The sequence below is a fragment of the Pedobacter sp. NJ-S-72 genome (assembly GCF_053890575.1).
Window position 1 is genome coordinate 4,348,267 of sequence record NZ_CM132681.1, and the last position, 16,601, is coordinate 4,364,867.

Genomic DNA, 16,601 nt, shown 5'->3' on the forward strand with positions numbered 1-16,601 from the left:
GTTTAAATCTCATTTCTTTGTTTCTCATTGATACAGACCGAATATATTGCTTTTTCAGAGAATATCCGCCTTCAATCGTTTATGTTTGTAACGTTGCAATTACGTTGCATCATTTTTGTTTTACAATGAATATTTTTATCCATTCATCCCAAACCTTAAATTTTTTTAATCCTAATGAATTCAAAGACTAAATTACTGGCCATTGCCGGTATATTTCTTTTAGGTATGTTCTGTAGTGAAACTATTTCCGCACAGAAAAAATCTAAGAAGACATCTGCTTCTGCAGCCACCGCTCCTGTTACTCCAGCCCCAAAAAAGGAAGGACTCAAACCCTTTTCTGAAGTGATTACTGCTAAAGCAAGAATAAAAAATGGATTATTCAAAACTTACAAAGTTGAAGATAAGTGGTTTTTCGAGATCCCTGACACACTATTAAACCGCGAAATGCTTGTGGTTACCCGTTTAAACAGAGAGTTCCTGCCGGTGTGTGTATCAGTTGGTAATCAGCAATATGCCGGAGAGAGTTTAAATAACCAGGTTTGGCAATGGGAACGTCGTGGCAAACAGGTCTTTATTCGTGTACCGGGCTATTCAGTAAGAGCAGACAGTGCTTCGGATATGTATCAATCTGTTAAAAATTCAAACTTATCGACGATTCTTGCCAGTTTTGAGATTAAAGCCTATAACAAAGATACAACGGGTGTAGTGATTGATGTAACTGATTTTTATAATGGCGATGTAGTGGCAATTGGTGCTACAGATGCTTTAAGAAAGGCTTACAAAGCAAGTTCATTAGATGCCGGACGTTCTTATGTTGATACAATTAAAACCTTTCCGATTAATATTGAAGTCGTAACCAGTAAGACTTATAAATCGGCAGAATCCCCTACCGACAATAGTATTGGAGCAGTAACTTTTGAATTCAATACTTCTATGCTCCTTTTACCAAAGAAGCCAGTTAAAGCGAGATTAACAGATTCAAGAGTTGGTTTTTTTGGACAATCACAAATTGACTATGGTACAGATGCACAAAAAGCAGAACGTACATCTTATATCCACCGCTGGAACCTCGTCCCTAAAGATACCGCTGCTTATATGCGCGGCGAATTGGTAGAACCGGTAAAGCAAATTGTAATTTATATCGATCCGGCAACTCCAAAAAAATGGGTTCCCTATTTAATTCTTGGGATTAATGACTGGAACGCTGCCTTTCAGGAAGCAGGATTTAAAAATGCAATTATAGGAAAAGAAGCCCCTACAACTGCACAGGATCCCGAATTCAGCGTAGAGGATTCAAGATATTCTGTAGTTAGGTATTTTGCTTCAAACATTGCCAATGCTTATGGTCCGCATATTTCTGATCCTCGTACAGGGCAAATTCTGGAAACACATATCGGCTGGTATCATAATGTGATGGCCATATTGAGGAATTGGTATTTCATACAAACAGCAGCAGTTAACCCGGCGATCCGAAAAGCCAAATTTGATGATAAACAAATGGGCGAACTGATCCGTTTTGTGTCTTCTCATGAGATTGGTCATACGCTTGGTTTACCACATAATTTTGGTTCAAGTTATGCCTATCCAGTAGACTCTCTTCGTTCTAAAACCTTTACCAATACTCATGGAACTGCACCTTCAATTATGGATTATGCACGTTTCAATTATATTGCACAACCTGGTGATGGCGTAACAAAACTACATCCCGAAATTGGTGAATATGACAAATGGTCTATTAAATGGGGATATACCTGGTTTCCTGGCAATTTAACCCCAAAACAAGAAAGAGAAAAACTGGATGTCTGGACAGTAGCTAAAGCAGGAAATCCTGCATATTTCTATGGCCGCCAGGGAACGAGTATTGATCCCCGTACGCAAAGTGAAGATTTAGGAGACAATGCGATGAAAGCAAGTACTTATGGTATTGCTAATTTGAAACGCGTCCTCCCGAATATAGAAAAATGGACTTATCAAAAGGGAGAAAGACTTTAGTGACCTGAAGGAAATCTATGGTGAGATTATTGCGCAGTACAACAGATATATGGGACATGTCAGAACCAATGTTGGTGGAATGAGTGAAAACTTCAAGACTTATGACCAGAAAGGCGCAGTCTACTCGTATTTGCCAAAGGCTAAACAAAAAGAGGCTATTGCCTTTTTCAATGCACAACTATTTACAACCCCGTTATGGCTGCTCAATAATGAGCAATTGAATAAGTTTGATAATGGACAAGTACTGAATAAAATAAAAGCAGTGCAAACCGGTACACTTAGCAACTTACTTACGCCATCGCGCATTGCAAGATTATTGGATAATGAAGCCAAAAATGGCACTGTAAATGCCTATACGCTTCCTGAATTATTTACAGACCTGAAAACTGGTGTCTTCCCGACAGGCAGACCAGATGCTTTTAAACGTAATTTACAACGCTCCTATGTAGAAACTCTGGCACAACTGATGACTAAAGAAATGGATGTTCCTCCTGGAGCCAGCTCTGAAGCACTTGCTAATTATGGCTTTACGCCGATCGATGTTTCTCTGTCAGATATCAGGCCACTGGTGAGAGCAGAGTTAAAATCACTTTTAACCCTGGCCAAATCAAGGTCTGTGGCAGGTGACAGCTTAACCAAAGCACATTACGATGACCTGGTTATCAGGATCAATGACATTCTTTATCCTAAAAAATAAAAGAGTATAGTCCCTATTTACAGCCCGTAAGCCTTAGAAACTCTTCTTTTTTGAGGCTTACGGGTTTTTGTTTTATTAATCCTGATTATGATTAGCAAAGAAAGCCTGATATATTTACAGGAAAAAAGCGTTGTCTGTTATATGAGAGCAATCACCTCCCTGTCAATTTTTTTAAGTTTCGGGCTGTTTCTTACAGCCTGTAACACTAAAGCCAAAAAAAAAAAATCGCCATCAACGGATAAACTGGATGTAACTACTGTCAAAGGAATCAGGTACACGGAAAACGAGTTTCAGTAATGGTTTATCGTTTGATACAGCAGGCTTTCAGCAGGTACCAAGCTGGATTATCCAGTTTAAATCAGCAGATACAGTACTGGCTTATGATCCCGCTCAAAAAATCATGCAGGGCTTCTATCTTCATCATGACCACGCTAATGTGTTTAATTTTGCCAAAGAATGGTTCAGGTTTAAGCTGATCAGCAAAGACAGCCTGGTTTTCCAACGTCTTCAGGTCACAAAAAAGGTGATTGCAGACGATATCCGTTCGGATGTGAACATGACCTTTTACGCAGACGATTACATCAAAAACAAACTAAAAACGACCGCCGAAAAATTACAGCGACCAAGTAAAGCCGATACAATTTTCATTGCCGAAATGGTTGCAAGGGCGAATAAATATCCCGAAAACAGAGATAGTGTTTTCGCTGGCAGACAAGTTGCCTCTTTGCGCCCCCGCGATAACCGGATTACCGTAGAGCGTTTGAGCGGTGTCGATAAATTAAATGGCATAACCGAATCCGAATCTTATGACTACCTCTATCCGCGATATAAACTAGTTATTCCTGATGCTTATAAAGATTTTGCTTACCAATTTAATGTCCTTGTTGATGAAAAAGGAAAATTACGATTGGGTTATTTCTTTACAAACCTTCCGGAATTCAGAGAAACCCGTAAAAAAGTCCTTGCCGGAATTACCAGTGTATACCTTCAAAATTTACTTATAATTAAACCTGGGAGCACATTAGGCATACCGCATGCAAGCGAAATTACTGTAGATGTAACTGGCAGAAAGACTGCAAAATAAATCTTTCAAAATTATATTTATCAAAAAATGAAGCATTTGCATATTAAAAAAAAAATAATTACTACATTGCAGACTTAATTATTAATACATAATACAATGCAAGAAGGAACAGTAAAATTTTTCAATGTAACTAAAGGTTTTGGATTTATCGTACCAGCGAATGGCGATAGCGAAATTTTTGTACATTCAACAGGCCTTATCGATGAAATCCGTGAAAACGACAAAGTAGAATACGATGTTGAAAGCGGTAAAAAAGGTTTGAATGCGATCAATGTTAAAGTAATCTAGATTATTATAACCATAATTCGTACAAGCTTCCTGATGAGATATCGGGAAGCTTTTTTTTTGCCCTTTAAAATCTGCTTTTGATTTGAAAAGGTTATTTCTTCGACTGCCGGATAAAAAAACAGCAATTACATTCGTTCTCTGTACAAGGCTTTTTTATCTTTAAAAATAAAAGCGCTTATACGCAGCAGGGATGGATAGCAATTACGGACTTTTAATTTCAAAGATAAATGAATTTAAACAGCAGTTTTATCTCAATAAACTGCTTCGCGGCCTCATTTATACCCTTGCGCTGTTGTTTGCCATTTATCTTTTATTGTTTGTTCTGGTGTATTTTCTTCACCCAGCCCCATTAATAAAAACAATCCTTTTCTTTTCTTATTTACTAATCTTACTCGCTTCAACCATCGTTGGTATTGTTAAGTTAAGCTGCGCTCGCTTATTTCAGACTGAGTAAAACCCTTAGTATGGAAGAGTCCGCTGAGATTATAGGAAATCATTTTCAGCCCGTCCGTGATAAGCTACTGAACACTTTACAATTAAAGGCTTTAGCAGATCTGTCACCTGCCCATAATCAGCTGATTTTAGCCGGAATTGATCAGAAAATCAATGAATTGACTCCTGTTCCTTTTAGCAAGGCCATTAACCTGGGAGACAATAAAAAACTGATCAGGTACTTCCTGATTCCACTTGCCTTGATTATACTTATCGGACTCATTGCTCCTGCTATATTAAGGGAAGGAACCAAGAGTTTTGTAGCCTATGATAAAGTCATTCAGCCCATTGCTCCTTTTGACTTCGTATTACAGAATAAAGCCCTTGTAGTTACACAAAGAGATGATTTGCAAATTAAATTAAAACTTGACGGTGACCCGTTGCCACAGGAGGTATATTTGAAACAGGGGCTGAATATATTTAAGTTAGAGAAAACAGCAGTATTTTCCTTTATACACTAAAAAACCTGCAGCAGACACAAGTCATTCAATTTAGTGCCGGTGGTTTTGATTCCAGATCCTATATACTTACCGTTAAGCCAAGACCTGCAGTATTAACAATGGAAGCGAGCCTTAATTATCCAGCTTATCTGAAGAAAAAGAACGAGGTTATTGCCAATGCAGGCGATTTAGTCTTACCCGAAGGAACAGCTGTTACCTGGAAAATTTCAACTGAAAATACAAAACAGCTTTTATTTGCAATGGGTAATCAAATACAGGATCTTCCGGTGCTGAATAATTCGGCGATTTTTAAGGCCGTGCTTAAAAAAAGTCAGGATTACAGGGTAGTCCCAAAAAATGAGTTCTCTTTACATAAGGACTCTATTATGCATAAAATTGAAGTTATTGCGGATCTTTCTCCTTCTATTGAGGTTAAAGAGACTGCTGATTCACTAAGCCTTACGGCTTTGTATTTTACAGGAAATATCCACGATGATCATGGATTCAGTTCATTGAAATTTGTTTATACACTTAAAGAAAATGGGATCGCAAAGAAAACAGTACGAACGGGTATTTCTGTGAAATCCACTCAACAGGAAAATGCCTTTTTCTACTTCTGGAATCTTAAAAATATAGAGATAAAACCTGGGCAGATACTTGAATATTATTTAGAAGTAGCTGATAATGACGCAGTAAATGGTCCTAAAAAAAGTCGCACAGCTGTAAAGATCTATGCAGAACCTAGTCTTGTGCAACTTGAAAAACAGACGAATACCGCCAGCACACAGTTGAAACAGAAAATGGAATCAGCAATTAAACTGGCGGCCCAGGTAGAAAAAGAAAGTAAGAAACTGGGAGAGACATTGCTCGATAAAAAAGAGCTCTCCTTTGAGGATAAAAAAGAAATCAGCCAGCTGCTTGAGAAACAGAAAAAACTGGAAGAAGCAGTAAAGGAAATACAAGAGGCAAAAAAGAAAAACACATTTAATAATGCAGCAGAAAATGATCAACTTAAGGAAGAATTGGCCGAAAAACAGAAAAAAATAGATGACCTGTTTAACAATGTCCTTGATACAAAAACTAAAGACCTGCTTGAAAAATTGCAAAACCTGATTACTCAGAACAACAAAGAACAAACACAGCAGGAACTGAGCAAGATGACTATGGACAACAAATCCTTAAAGAACGAGCTCGACCGGATTTTAGAGTTGTATAAACAACTGGAATTTGAACAGAACCTGCAAAATAAGATTGATCGTTTATCTGATCTTTCAAAGGCACAAAAAGAATTGAGCAAGGCAACTTCCGATAAAAAAAACACGCTGGAATCACTAAAAAAGGATCAGGAGAAACAGCAGCAGGATTTTAATTCCCTGAAAAAAGAAATGAAGGATCTTGATGCAAAAAATCAGGCTCTGGAACGCCCCAATGCATTTAAGCCACAAGAAAAAAAACAACAGGAAATTCAAAATCAGCAGCAGCAGAGTTTAGAAAATTAGGTCAGAACCAAAGACAGAAAGCTTCGGAACAACAAAAAAAAGCCGCTGATCAAATGGAAGAAATGGCACAACAGCTTAAAGACGAGCAACAGTCTTCTGCAGAAATGGAAAGTAATCTCCAGACCGGGGAATTAAGATTATTACTGCAGCATTTACTCAAAACCTCGTTCGATCAGGAAAAGGTGATGCTCAGTTTAAAGAAAATGGCATTTAACGACCCGGCCTACGTTCACAATGTACAATTACAACGTGGAATAAAAGACAATCTAAAAACTATTTCAGACAGCCTCTCTTCTCTGAGCAAAAGGGTACCGCAGATTCAAAGTGCTGTAGGTGAAGAAATGCAGCAGATCAATTTTAACCTGGATAAAAGTCTGGAGAATCTGGCTGAACGGAGAACTTATGAGGCCGTTAAAAATCAACAGTATACAATGACTTCAATAAATAACCTGGCTTTGATGCTTAATGAGGCTCTTGAACAGCTGGAAAAAAACAAGCGCAATTCAAAATCTGGTGGAAAGGGAAAAGGAAAGCAATCTATGCAGGCTTTACAGCAAATGCAGCAACAGCTGAACAAGAGTATGGAGCAGGCCAGACAACAATTGCAAAAAGAAGGTAAACAGGGCAGTGTTCCTAAAGGAGAAATGAGTGAGAGTTTTGCTAAAATGGCACAACAGCAACAGATGATCAGAGAAGCCTTACAGAAGCTAAATTCAGAAGGAGATAAAGACGGAAATGGAAAACCAGGTAATTTAAACCAGGTGATCAAGGACATGAAAAGTACTGAAACTGACCTGATCAACAAAAGACTGGAAGAGGCAACTATTAAACGCCAGCAACAAGTACTGACTAAATTACTGGAAGCCGATAAGGCTGCAAGAGAACAGAATGAAGACGGCAAAAGAGAAAGTAAGGCTGGAAAAGATTTTCCACCTTCCTATCCTAAGTTATTAGAGCAATTTAAAAAGAAACAAGCCAGTGAACAGGAACTGTTTCAAAAATTACCCCCTTCATTAAATTACTATTACAAAAATAAAATAGCAGACTATTTTAAATTGCTAAATTTGCAGCCGTAAATCGTGATCCATGAGTAAGCCAGCAATTAATTTTTTTTCAGAAGACGTTAAATATACCCTTAAAAATAAAACCCTGATCAGAAACTGGATCAATGATACAATCATTGCTGAAGGCTATCAGCTTGAAGAATTAACTTTTATACTTTGTTCTGATGAATATTTACTGGCTATAAACCAACAGTATCTTAACCATGACACTTATACCGACGTGATTACTTTTGATAACTCAGAGACTCTTAAAATGATCGAAGGAGATATCTTTATCAGTATCGAACGTATTCAGGAAAATGCGAAACAATTTAAGGGGACTGTACTACATGAGCTGTGCAGAGTAATGATCCATGGTACTTTACATCTATTGGGCTACAAAGACAAAGGTAAAGCGGCGAAAACCCTGATGACTCAAAAAAAAGAGGATGAATATCTTGCTTTATTTAGTGCTGCATTAGGTAAAACGGCTGTTTAGCCTTTTTTTTTTTATTACCCATCAATTAATTACTCGCTGATTATCAATGCATTACAGCTAAATATTTGCCCTTGAAATATCGGGCCATTTTAAAGCGCTATAAGCTCGTTTTAACTTTTCTTAGAGTTATCTGTTCAAAACAACAATAATCTTATTGTATCGTACCTAAAACCCCAAAAACAGGGGATTAGAGTCAGGTGCCAGCCAGAATATGCCATTTTGCTCAATCTATACTTTTTAAGCCTTAAATCACTTGCAAATAACACTCTTCCGATTAAATCTGGTAAATATCTTTTAAGCCTCCCGCCAATTCAAAAAGCAAATAATTCGTAGCTTTCTGATTTTCCAAATCATTGACTCAGCTCTTTTTTGATATATACTTATAACTCCGTACGTTACTTAATTGTAATATAATATTTAGATGTTTAAACACGTGAATATTATACCCACAAATATTGCTTACTTACTTTTGCCAGTAATTTCTTATCTGATAATTCGTTAAAAATATACTTTGAGCACATTAATTGCAGCAGAAAATTTAGGTCACGCCTATAATGATGAATGGTTATTCAAAAATTTAACCTTGGGCATCCAGACAGGTCAGCGCGTAGCGTTGGTTGGAATCAACGGAGCCGGTAAAAGTACCCTATTAAAATTATTGGCCGAGCGGTTTAATCCGCTGGAAGGGAAAATAGTAAAAAATAAATTTGTAAAGATTGGCTTTCTTGATCAGGAGCCCTCCTTCCCTGATGGATATTCTATTAGTGATTTTATTTTTTCAACAGACAATAAGCAGCAACAGTTAATCAAGGAATATGAAGAACTGATTGAAGATCCAAATCCTGATGAAAAAAAACTTAACCGTTTATACGAAGAATTAAGTGAACACAATGCCTGGGAATATGAGCATGAAATCAAAACGATTTTAAGCCGCATGGGTATTAATCACCTTCAGCAAAAAATCTCAACAACGTTATCCGGTGGTCAGAAAAAACGTCTGGCTCTGGCTAAATTATTGATTGAAGATCCGGAGATTTACGTATTGGACGAGCCTACCAATCACCTGGATATTGATACAATTGAATGGTTAGAGAAATTACTGACTTCAGGAAATAAGACAATTCTATTAGTAACGCATGACAGGTATTTCCTGGATAATGTATGTAATACTATTGTAGAACTTGATAGAGGTAAAATTTATAATTACAATGGTAATTACGCTTATTTCCTTGAAAAGAAATCAGAGCGCGAAGCTTCTGACGAAAGTACTTTCCAAAAAAATAAGAATTTACTGAAGAAAGAATTAGAATGGATGCGTAGAATGCCTGCGGCAAGAACTACAAAATCTCAATCCAGAATAGATGCTTTTTATGATTTAGAAAGTAAAACCAAACAGCGTTCTGATACCGGAAGTGTAACCTTAAGTATGAAAATGTCTCGTCAGGGAAACAAAATCCTGGAGCTGGATCATATTGGTCAGTCTTTCGATGAGAAGAAAATAATTAATGATTTCAGCTATACATTCAAACGTGCAGACCGTATTGGTTTAGCAGGAAAGAATGGTACAGGAAAATCTACATTACTGAATATTATTACTGGATTTCAAATTCCGGAAAAAGGGAATGTAAGCACAGGAGAAACTACTGTTTATGGTTACTATAAACAGGGAGGTCTGGCATTCAATGAAAAAAAAGAAAGAGTAATTGATATTGTAAAATCAGATGCTGAATATATTAAGATGGCTGATGGTTCTATGATTTCAGCATCTCAATTATTAACACTGTTCCTCTTCCCTCCTAAGAAACAACATGGGATGGTCGAAAAGTTGAGCGGTGGAGAGAAAAAGCGTTTACACCTGATGAAGGTTTTAATGCAGAATCCAAACTTCCTTATTCTGGATGAGCCTACCAATGATTTAGATATTGACACTTTAAATGTACTGGAAGAATTCCTTGAGAATTTCCCTGGTGTATTAATACTGGTTTCTCACGACAGGTATTTGTTAGACAAAATGAGTGAGCAATTATTCATTATGGAAGGTGATGGCATCGTTAGTATTTACAATGGTAATTATTCTGAATATAGAATCAGCCTGGATACACCTAAAGAAAAAGCAGAAAGTAAACCTGCTAAAAATGAACAAAAGACCACAGTAGCCCCTGCGAATAAATTAAGTTATAAGGAGCAAAAAGAACTGGATGATTCTGAAAAAAAAATAGCAGAGACTGAAAATGAAATTGATAAATTAACTACCTCCCTTCTTTCTATCAATAGTGCTAACTATATGGAAATACAAGAAGTAACCAAATCAATTGAAAAGTTAAATGCAAGCTTAGAACAAACCATGGAACGTTGGGTTGAATTATCCGAAAAGACCAACAAAACGACTTAATTAAAGAAACGGTTTAGATCAATACTAGCCTTTTTAAAGCTTTAGCAAGCTTAAACAAGCCCGTTGAGCTACAATAAAAATTAACGTTCCACGTGGAACACCTGGACTTCAGGAGAAGAAATACAATGGATGTTTCACGTGGAACATAAATATAAGATAAGATGTTTAAAGAATATGATGTGATTGTTGTGGGTGCCGGACACGCAGGTTGTGAAGCGGCAGCGGCAGCAGCAAACATGGGATCTTCCGTTTTATTAGTCACCATGAATATGGAGACAATTGCGCAAATGAGCTGCAACCCAGCAATGGGTGGTGTAGCAAAAGGACAAATTGTAAGGGAGATTGATGCCATGGGTGGTTACTCTGGAATCATCAGCGATAAGACTACTTTACAATTTAGAATGCTCAATCTATCGAAGGGTCCTGCCATGTGGAGTCCACGTGCACAGAATGACAGAAAGAGATTTGCCGAAGAATGGAGACTAGCTTTAGAGCGTACACCAAACGTAGATTTCTGGCAGGATATGGTTAGCAGCCTGATCATTGAAAACAATAAGGTTACTGGAGTAAAGACCTCAATCAATTGGTGTTGAGATCAGAGCTAAAAGTGTTGTGCTGACAAATGGAACTTTCTTAAATGGGTTAATCCATATCGGAGAGAAAAAGTTCGGCGGTGGCAGAACAGGTGAAAAAGCAGCAACAGGAATTACAGAACAATTAACTTCAATTGGATTCGAAGCCGGCAGAATGAAAACTGGTACTCCCCCACGCGTGGACGGGAGATCATTGAATTATTCATTGATGGAAGAACAATGGGGCGATGAAAATCCTGGGAGATTCTCTTATACCAATGTAGAAAGACCAACAGAAAAAAGATGCTGCTGGATTACTTATACAAACAGCAATGTACATGAAACCTTAAAAGAAGGTTTCGAAAAATCTCCAATGTTTACTGGAAGAATCAAAGGACTAGGCCCGAGATACTGTCCTTCAATTGAAGATAAAATAAACAGATTTGCAGAACGCGACAGACACCAGATCTTTGTAGAACCTGAAGGATGGAATACTTGTGAAATCTATGTGAATGGATTTTCAACTTCATTACCTGAAGATGTTCAATACAGAGCACTGATTCAAATACCAGGATTTGAAAATGCAAAAATGTTCAGACCCGGTTATGCCATTGAGTACGATTATTTTCCACCTACCCAGCTTTCTTTAACTTTAGAAACTAAGTTAATTGACAATCTATATTTCGCAGGTCAGATTAACGGAACTACTGGATATGAAGAAGCCGCAAGTCAAGGTTTTATTGCCGGAATTAATGCACACTTAAAAATTAATGAGAAGGCACCACTGATTATGAAAAGATCAGAGTCTTATATAGGTGTATTAATTGATGACCTGGTTACCAAAGGAACTGAAGAACCTTACCGCATGTTTACCTCAAGAGCTGAACATAGATTATTACTTCGTCAGGATAATGCGGACATCAGGCTCTCCCCTATTGGCCATGCTTTAGGATTGATTAGTGATGAGCGTTTAGACATCGTTCATCAAAAAATTGCTAACTCTGATATATTGTAGCTAGCTTTTACACGTAAGCAAGGAATTGAAATGGCTGAAGCAAATGAGATGCTGGAGAATTTAGGTTCTACTCCTTTAGCACAAAATGTTAAAATAGTCAGTGTCCTTGGCAGACCGCAAGTTGGTATTGATGATCTCAGAAAGGTGAGTAAAAGCCTGGATGAATATCTGATACCATTCGATCAGGAAACTATTGAGCAAGCTGAAATCAAAGTTAAGTATGAAAGTTATTTTCTGAAGGAACAAGAGATTGTAAACAAAATGCAGAAGATGGAGGATAAAGAAATCAATCCTGATTTTGATTATTCGTCATTAGGTTCTTTGTCTAAAGAAGCCAGAGAGAAATTATTGAAGATAAAACCCCGTACTTTAGGACAAGCATCCAGAATTTCGGGAGTTTCACCTTCAGACATCTCAGTTTTGATGGTACACATAAGTAAATAAAACATAATATACTGAATATCAGTATATTATAAACAAAAATAAAGAAGTCTGAAAGTGACTTGATTTTAAGCGATATAAGACACTTTCAGGTTTTTTAAATGTTAGTTATTAAAAAGGTTAGAGATTTTATTATATCGCATATAAATGGCCAAAAACAGCTTATTAAAGATTCTCAGGAGTTTCTTCTATATATTTTCAGGAATTTTCCTGATGTATGGTTGCGCGAGCATTGGACCGGGTCCTCAGGGAGGCCCAAAAGATAAAACCCCACCAAAAGTTTTATCTATGCTCCCAAAAAATTTAACGAGAAATTTCACCGCTAAAAAAATTGTGATTCAATTTGATGAATATTTCAAATTGGTAGATCAATACAAACAATTCTCTATTTCTCCTGATGTAGAAGTTTTACCAACATTAAAAGTAAAAGACAAATCACTGGAAATAACTTTTGCAGATACGCTAAAAAAAAACACTACCTATACACTGAATTTTGGTAAAGCCATTGCTGACGTTAATGAAGGAAATGTAGTCAAAAATTTTAGTTACGTTTTTCTCTCAACAGGCCCTTCTCTTGATTCGTTAAGTATTTCGGGAAATATTAAAGAATCGCAAACTGGTAAACCTTTAATAGAAGGTGTTGCTTTTGTAATTCCTCTGTCCAGGGATAGTATCTTTGGAAAAAAGAAAGCTTCCATTTATACCCTGACTGATAGCAGCGGGAATTACAAAATCAATAACCTGAGAGCCGATACCTACAGGGTATATGGTCTGAAAGAGCCAAGCAGTGATAAAATATATCAGCAGGTTTCTGATGAAATCGGGTTTATAAAAGACCCGATAGTCCTAAAAAAGGATACACAAAATGTAAATATGATCATCTTCAAAGAAGATGCAACTGTATTCAGAATAAACGACAGAAGACTAAATGCGGATGGAAGTATATCCATGAACTTCAATCAGAAGCTGAAAAAACCTGAAATTATCGTCATTGAGCCTAAAGATCTCGATCATAAAAAATTTGTTAAATTTAATAAAACAGGCGATTCTGTAAAGGTATGGCTATGGCTAACAGATTTAAGCTTCGACTCGACTAAAATAAGTGTTACCGATGGTGGTAAATTACTACAAACTGTTAATTTTAACAGGGGGAAAAAAGATTCTTATAAAAGAACTGTTGTAGCCTCAGATAATATAGAAACCAATCTGATCAACCCTAATAAGCCTTTTACTTTAACCTTTGGAATGCCAATAGCGACAGTAGACCCATCCAAAATAACTTTGATGGAGGACTCTGTGGTAAAAACCAATTTTACAGTAGTTCAGGATAGTTCAAATTTCCTCAGCTATCATATACAATATCCATGGAAAGCCAATAATATTTATGAAATAAAGTTTGGTGAAGGCTCTTTTATTGGCTTGTTCGACACTAAAAATAAAGAGTTTCTAAAAAAATTCCAGCTGGCAAAGAAAGACGATTACGGCACACTGATCGTAAAAATAGTTGTACCAGAACCTAATAAACAATTCTTGCTGGAGGTGACAAATGAGGCAAAAACTATTGTAAATAGTTTTTGGTGGTATCTAAAGATACCACCGTTAAATTTGCTAATTACAGAGCCGGAAGATACTTCATACGAATCATTTATGATACGAATAAAAATGGCATCTGGGACACCGGAAATGTTAAGTTAAGACTACAACCAGAAACCATCTATAATGAGCCTAAAGAGCTCTCCATACGGGCAAACTGGGATAGAAATGAGACCATAACATTACCAAAAGAAAAGTAGCTTATCTGAACCAGTCAGCGTACATAATATAGTTATCTGGTAACTTATTTAATAAAGCCCGTTGCTCTTCAGTAATGGGCTTTATTTTTTTTGCAGGCGTACCGGCATACAAAAAACCTGTTTCACAAATCGTATTCTCCAGAACTACAGATCCTGCTCCTATAATACAATACTCTTCTATAATTGCATTATCCATGATTATAGCGCCCATACCTACTAAAACATGGTCTTTAAGCATACAGCCATGAACGATTGCATTATGTCCTACAGAGACCTGTTACCGATCGTTGTAGCCGCTTTAAGATAGGTAGCATGAATAACAGCTCCATCCTGGATATTACTGTCATTTCCAATAGTAATCGTGTTCACATCCCCTCTGATTACTGCATTAAACCATACTGAACAATTCGTTCCCATGGTCACGTCCCCTACTATAGTCGCATTTGGTGCAATAAAGCAATTCTCTCCCCACTTGGGGCTCTTATCTAAAACCGGTAAAATAACGGGCATATTATATATGTTATTAAAAAATAGTATCTGTTAATTGTTCAGCATGGCCTGGATAGTCTGTTGTGTAATGCAGACCTCGGCTTTCTTTTCTTGCCATCGCAGATTTTATCACAGTAAAAGCAACCTGTATAACGTTACGCAATTCGCACAATTTTACTGAAACTTTATTGGCTTTATAAAATTCTTCTGTTTCTTCATGGAGTAAAAACAAACGTCTCATCGCTCTGTCCAGTCTGAAATCAGAACGTACAATACCTACATAATCACTCATCATCAGTTTTTGAGTTTCACGCAGGTTATGTGTAACCAGAATATCTTCATCAGATTGAACAACTCCATCATCATTCCACTCAGGAATATTTTCAGGAATAAAACTTTCCTTAAATCTTTCAACAGCATCCAGGTAAATACGGTGTGCAAATACAGGAGCTTCAAGAAGCGAGTTTGAAGCTAATCTGTTTGCCCCATGTAATCCTGTTGAAGAACATTCACCACAAGCATATAAATTATGAATAGAAGATCTTCCAAATTCATCGACTAAAATTCCACCACACATATAATGTGCAGCCGGAGTTACTGGAATTAAATCTTTAGTCATATCTATTCCTATAGATAAGCACTTCGCATAAATATTTGGAAAATGTGTCAAAATGTCAGCTTTTGCACGGTGCCTTATATCCAGATAAACAAAATCTTCACCCGATTTTTTCATTTCTGAATCTATCGCCCTGGCCACAATATCACGTGGTGCAAGGGAGCCTCTTTCATCATCATATTCGTACATAAATTCGTCACCATTCTTACGCTTCAGAACGCCTCCAAAGCCCCTTACAGCTTCCGAAATTAAGAAGGATGGATACTCACCAGGGTTATATAAAGCGGTTGGGTGAAACTGAATGAACTCCATATTCCTCAATTTTCCCTTTGCACGGTAAACCATTGCCATTCCATCTCCTGTTGCAATTACAGGATTTGTAGTGCTGGAATACACATGGCCGGCTCCTCCGGAAGCAAGCACAGTTACCTTTGCTAGTATCTTTTCCACATCGTTAAGTTCTGTGTTAAAGGCATATACACCAAAACAGTTAATAACTTTAGTGCTTTTGTCAACAAACTCACCGAGGTGATGTTGGGTAATTAACTCCAAACAGAAGTAATGTGTTAATATCTCTATGTTCGGATTTTCATGAATTTGCTTTAATAAAACACTCTCAATTTCATATCCTGTAACGTCTTTATAATGTAAAACACGATGCTCAGAATGCCCGCCTTCCTTCGCCAGATCATAGACACCTGCGGGGTCCTTGTCAAAATTAATTCCGTAATCTATGATCTCCTGTATACGCTGAGGCCCTTCCTTCACTACGATTTCCACAATTGCCGGATCGCAAAGTCCATCTCCGGCAATTAATGTGTCCTGAATATGTTTTTCAAAAGAATCATCTTTATCCACAACAACAGCTACCCCTCCCTGGGCATATTTCGTATTCGATTCATCTTCGTTTGATTTTGTAATAATCAAAACTTTACCATGCTTAGCGGCCTTTAAAGCGAAGCTCAAGCCCGCAATCCCCGATCCTATAACTAAAAAGTCTGTATTCTTCATTGAAATGTTCTGATTCCGCCTTGTTGTTAACAACGTTAGAAATATGTTGATTACTTGTCTAAATAAATAGAGTAACTATTTAAGAATGTTTAAAGCTAAGGTAAAATGAGAATTAGACACAATATTTTAAGTTATTTTTCAGCAACTTTGCATGAGTTATTACTTTTTACTACCAGACAACTAATAAACATCTGAGTATGGATAAGTTTTTAATCTGAAAAATATCTAATTGTAAATC

General features: G+C 37.0%; 12 protein-coding genes and 2 pseudogenes. 11 read left to right on the forward strand and 3 right to left on the reverse strand.

What is annotated here, in order from left to right; genetic code table 11:
- Positions 1–174: 174 nt before the first annotated feature.
- From ACWYN3_RS28845 to ACWYN3_RS28860, 4 genes are all read left to right on the forward strand, one after another.
- Complete coding sequence (locus ACWYN3_RS28845; RefSeq protein WP_456217410.1) at positions 175–1,992, forward strand: zinc-dependent metalloprotease; 1,818 nt, start codon at positions 175–177, stop codon at positions 1,990–1,992.
- Positions 1,993–2,020: 28 nt separating this feature from the next.
- Positions 2,021–2,689 (forward strand): zinc-dependent metalloprotease, encoded by a 669-nt coding sequence (locus tag ACWYN3_RS28850; protein ID WP_456223186.1) that lies wholly within the window; start codon positions 2,021–2,023, stop codon positions 2,687–2,689.
- Between the two features lie 400 nt (positions 2,690–3,089).
- Positions 3,090–3,773 carry a hypothetical protein gene (locus ACWYN3_RS28855; RefSeq protein WP_456217411.1) on the forward strand — a complete coding sequence of 228 codons (684 nt, stop codon included), beginning with the start codon at positions 3,090–3,092 and terminating at the stop codon, positions 3,771–3,773.
- A 96-nt stretch (positions 3,774–3,869) separates the two neighbouring features.
- A complete protein-coding gene (locus ACWYN3_RS28860; protein WP_037441187.1) occupies positions 3,870–4,061 on the forward strand; it encodes a cold-shock protein in 192 nt (63 codons plus the stop codon).
- A gap of 272 nt (positions 4,062–4,333) precedes the next feature.
- On the opposite strand, the gene ACWYN3_RS28865 is transcribed toward ACWYN3_RS28860, so the two are convergent.
- On the reverse strand, positions 4,334–4,462 hold the full coding sequence (locus ACWYN3_RS28865) for a hypothetical protein (protein ID WP_456217412.1): 129 nt from the start codon (positions 4,460–4,462) through the stop codon (positions 4,334–4,336).
- A 63-nt stretch (positions 4,463–4,525) separates the two neighbouring features.
- Between ACWYN3_RS28865 and ACWYN3_RS28870 the strand changes: the two genes are divergently transcribed.
- The 7 genes and pseudogenes from ACWYN3_RS28870 (at position 4,526) to ACWYN3_RS28900 (ending at position 14,149) form a co-directional block, all read left to right on the forward strand.
- The gene (locus ACWYN3_RS28870) at positions 4,526–5,014 is read left to right on the forward strand and encodes a hypothetical protein (RefSeq protein WP_456217413.1); all 489 of its coding nucleotides are present in this window, start codon (positions 4,526–4,528) and stop codon (positions 5,012–5,014) included.
- Positions 5,015–5,112: 98 nt separating this feature from the next.
- Positions 5,113–6,492, forward strand: coding sequence for a hypothetical protein (locus tag ACWYN3_RS28875; RefSeq protein ID WP_456217414.1), 1,380 nt, complete (start codon positions 5,113–5,115; stop codon positions 6,490–6,492).
- 53 nt (positions 6,493–6,545) lie between these two features.
- Positions 6,546–7,568, forward strand: a complete 1,023-nt coding sequence (locus ACWYN3_RS28880; RefSeq protein WP_456217415.1) for a hypothetical protein — start codon at positions 6,546–6,548, stop codon at positions 7,566–7,568.
- 10 nt (positions 7,569–7,578) lie between these two features.
- The gene (gene ybeY / locus ACWYN3_RS28885) at positions 7,579–8,034 is read left to right on the forward strand and encodes an rRNA maturation RNase YbeY (RefSeq protein ID WP_456217416.1); all 456 of its coding nucleotides are present in this window, start codon (positions 7,579–7,581) and stop codon (positions 8,032–8,034) included.
- Positions 8,035–8,545: 511 nt separating this feature from the next.
- Positions 8,546–10,426: an ABC-F family ATP-binding cassette domain-containing protein gene (locus tag ACWYN3_RS28890; RefSeq protein ID WP_456217417.1), complete on the forward strand. Its 1,881-nt coding sequence runs from the start codon at positions 8,546–8,548 to the stop codon at positions 10,424–10,426.
- A gap of 161 nt (positions 10,427–10,587) precedes the next feature.
- Positions 10,588–12,457 (forward strand): annotated as a pseudogene (mnmG, locus tag ACWYN3_RS28895) (tRNA uridine-5-carboxymethylaminomethyl(34) synthesis enzyme MnmG).
- A 285-nt stretch (positions 12,458–12,742) separates the two neighbouring features.
- On the forward strand, positions 12,743–14,149 hold the full coding sequence (locus ACWYN3_RS28900) for an Ig-like domain-containing domain (RefSeq protein ID WP_456223187.1): 1,407 nt from the start codon (positions 12,743–12,745) through the stop codon (positions 14,147–14,149).
- A gap of 99 nt (positions 14,150–14,248) precedes the next feature.
- Here ACWYN3_RS28900 and ACWYN3_RS28905 read toward each other — a convergent pair.
- Positions 14,249–14,757 (reverse strand): annotated as a pseudogene (locus tag ACWYN3_RS28905) (gamma carbonic anhydrase family protein).
- 13 nt (positions 14,758–14,770) lie between these two features.
- The gene (nadB, locus tag ACWYN3_RS28910; protein ID WP_456217418.1) at positions 14,771–16,363 is read right to left on the reverse strand and encodes an L-aspartate oxidase; all 1,593 of its coding nucleotides are present in this window, start codon (positions 16,361–16,363) and stop codon (positions 14,771–14,773) included.
- Between the last annotated feature and the right edge of the window lie 238 nt (positions 16,364–16,601).

What these genes read in the sequence shown, in the direction of transcription:
- ACWYN3_RS28855 (WP_456217411.1), top strand. Translation starts at nt 3,090, where the DNA reads ATGCAGGGCTTCTATCTTCATCATGACCACGCTAATGTGTTTAATTTT.
- ACWYN3_RS28845 (WP_456217410.1), top strand. Translation starts at nt 175, where the DNA reads ATGAATTCAAAGACTAAATTACTGGCCATTGCCGGTATATTTCTTTTA.
- ybeY (WP_456217416.1), top strand. Translation starts at nt 7,579, where the DNA reads ATGAGTAAGCCAGCAATTAATTTTTTTTCAGAAGACGTTAAATATACC.
- ACWYN3_RS28860 (WP_037441187.1), top strand. Translation starts at nt 3,870, where the DNA reads ATGCAAGAAGGAACAGTAAAATTTTTCAATGTAACTAAAGGTTTTGGA.
- ACWYN3_RS28880 (WP_456217415.1), top strand. Translation starts at nt 6,546, where the DNA reads ATGGAAGAAATGGCACAACAGCTTAAAGACGAGCAACAGTCTTCTGCA.
- ACWYN3_RS28875 (WP_456217414.1), top strand. Translation starts at nt 5,113, where the DNA reads ATGGAAGCGAGCCTTAATTATCCAGCTTATCTGAAGAAAAAGAACGAG.
- nadB (WP_456217418.1), bottom strand. Translation starts at nt 16,363, where the DNA reads ATGAAGAATACAGACTTTTTAGTTATAGGATCGGGGATTGCGGGCTTG.
- ACWYN3_RS28870 (WP_456217413.1), top strand. Translation starts at nt 4,526, where the DNA reads ATGGAAGAGTCCGCTGAGATTATAGGAAATCATTTTCAGCCCGTCCGT.
- ACWYN3_RS28900 (WP_456223187.1), top strand. Translation starts at nt 12,743, where the DNA reads ATGCTCCCAAAAAATTTAACGAGAAATTTCACCGCTAAAAAAATTGTG.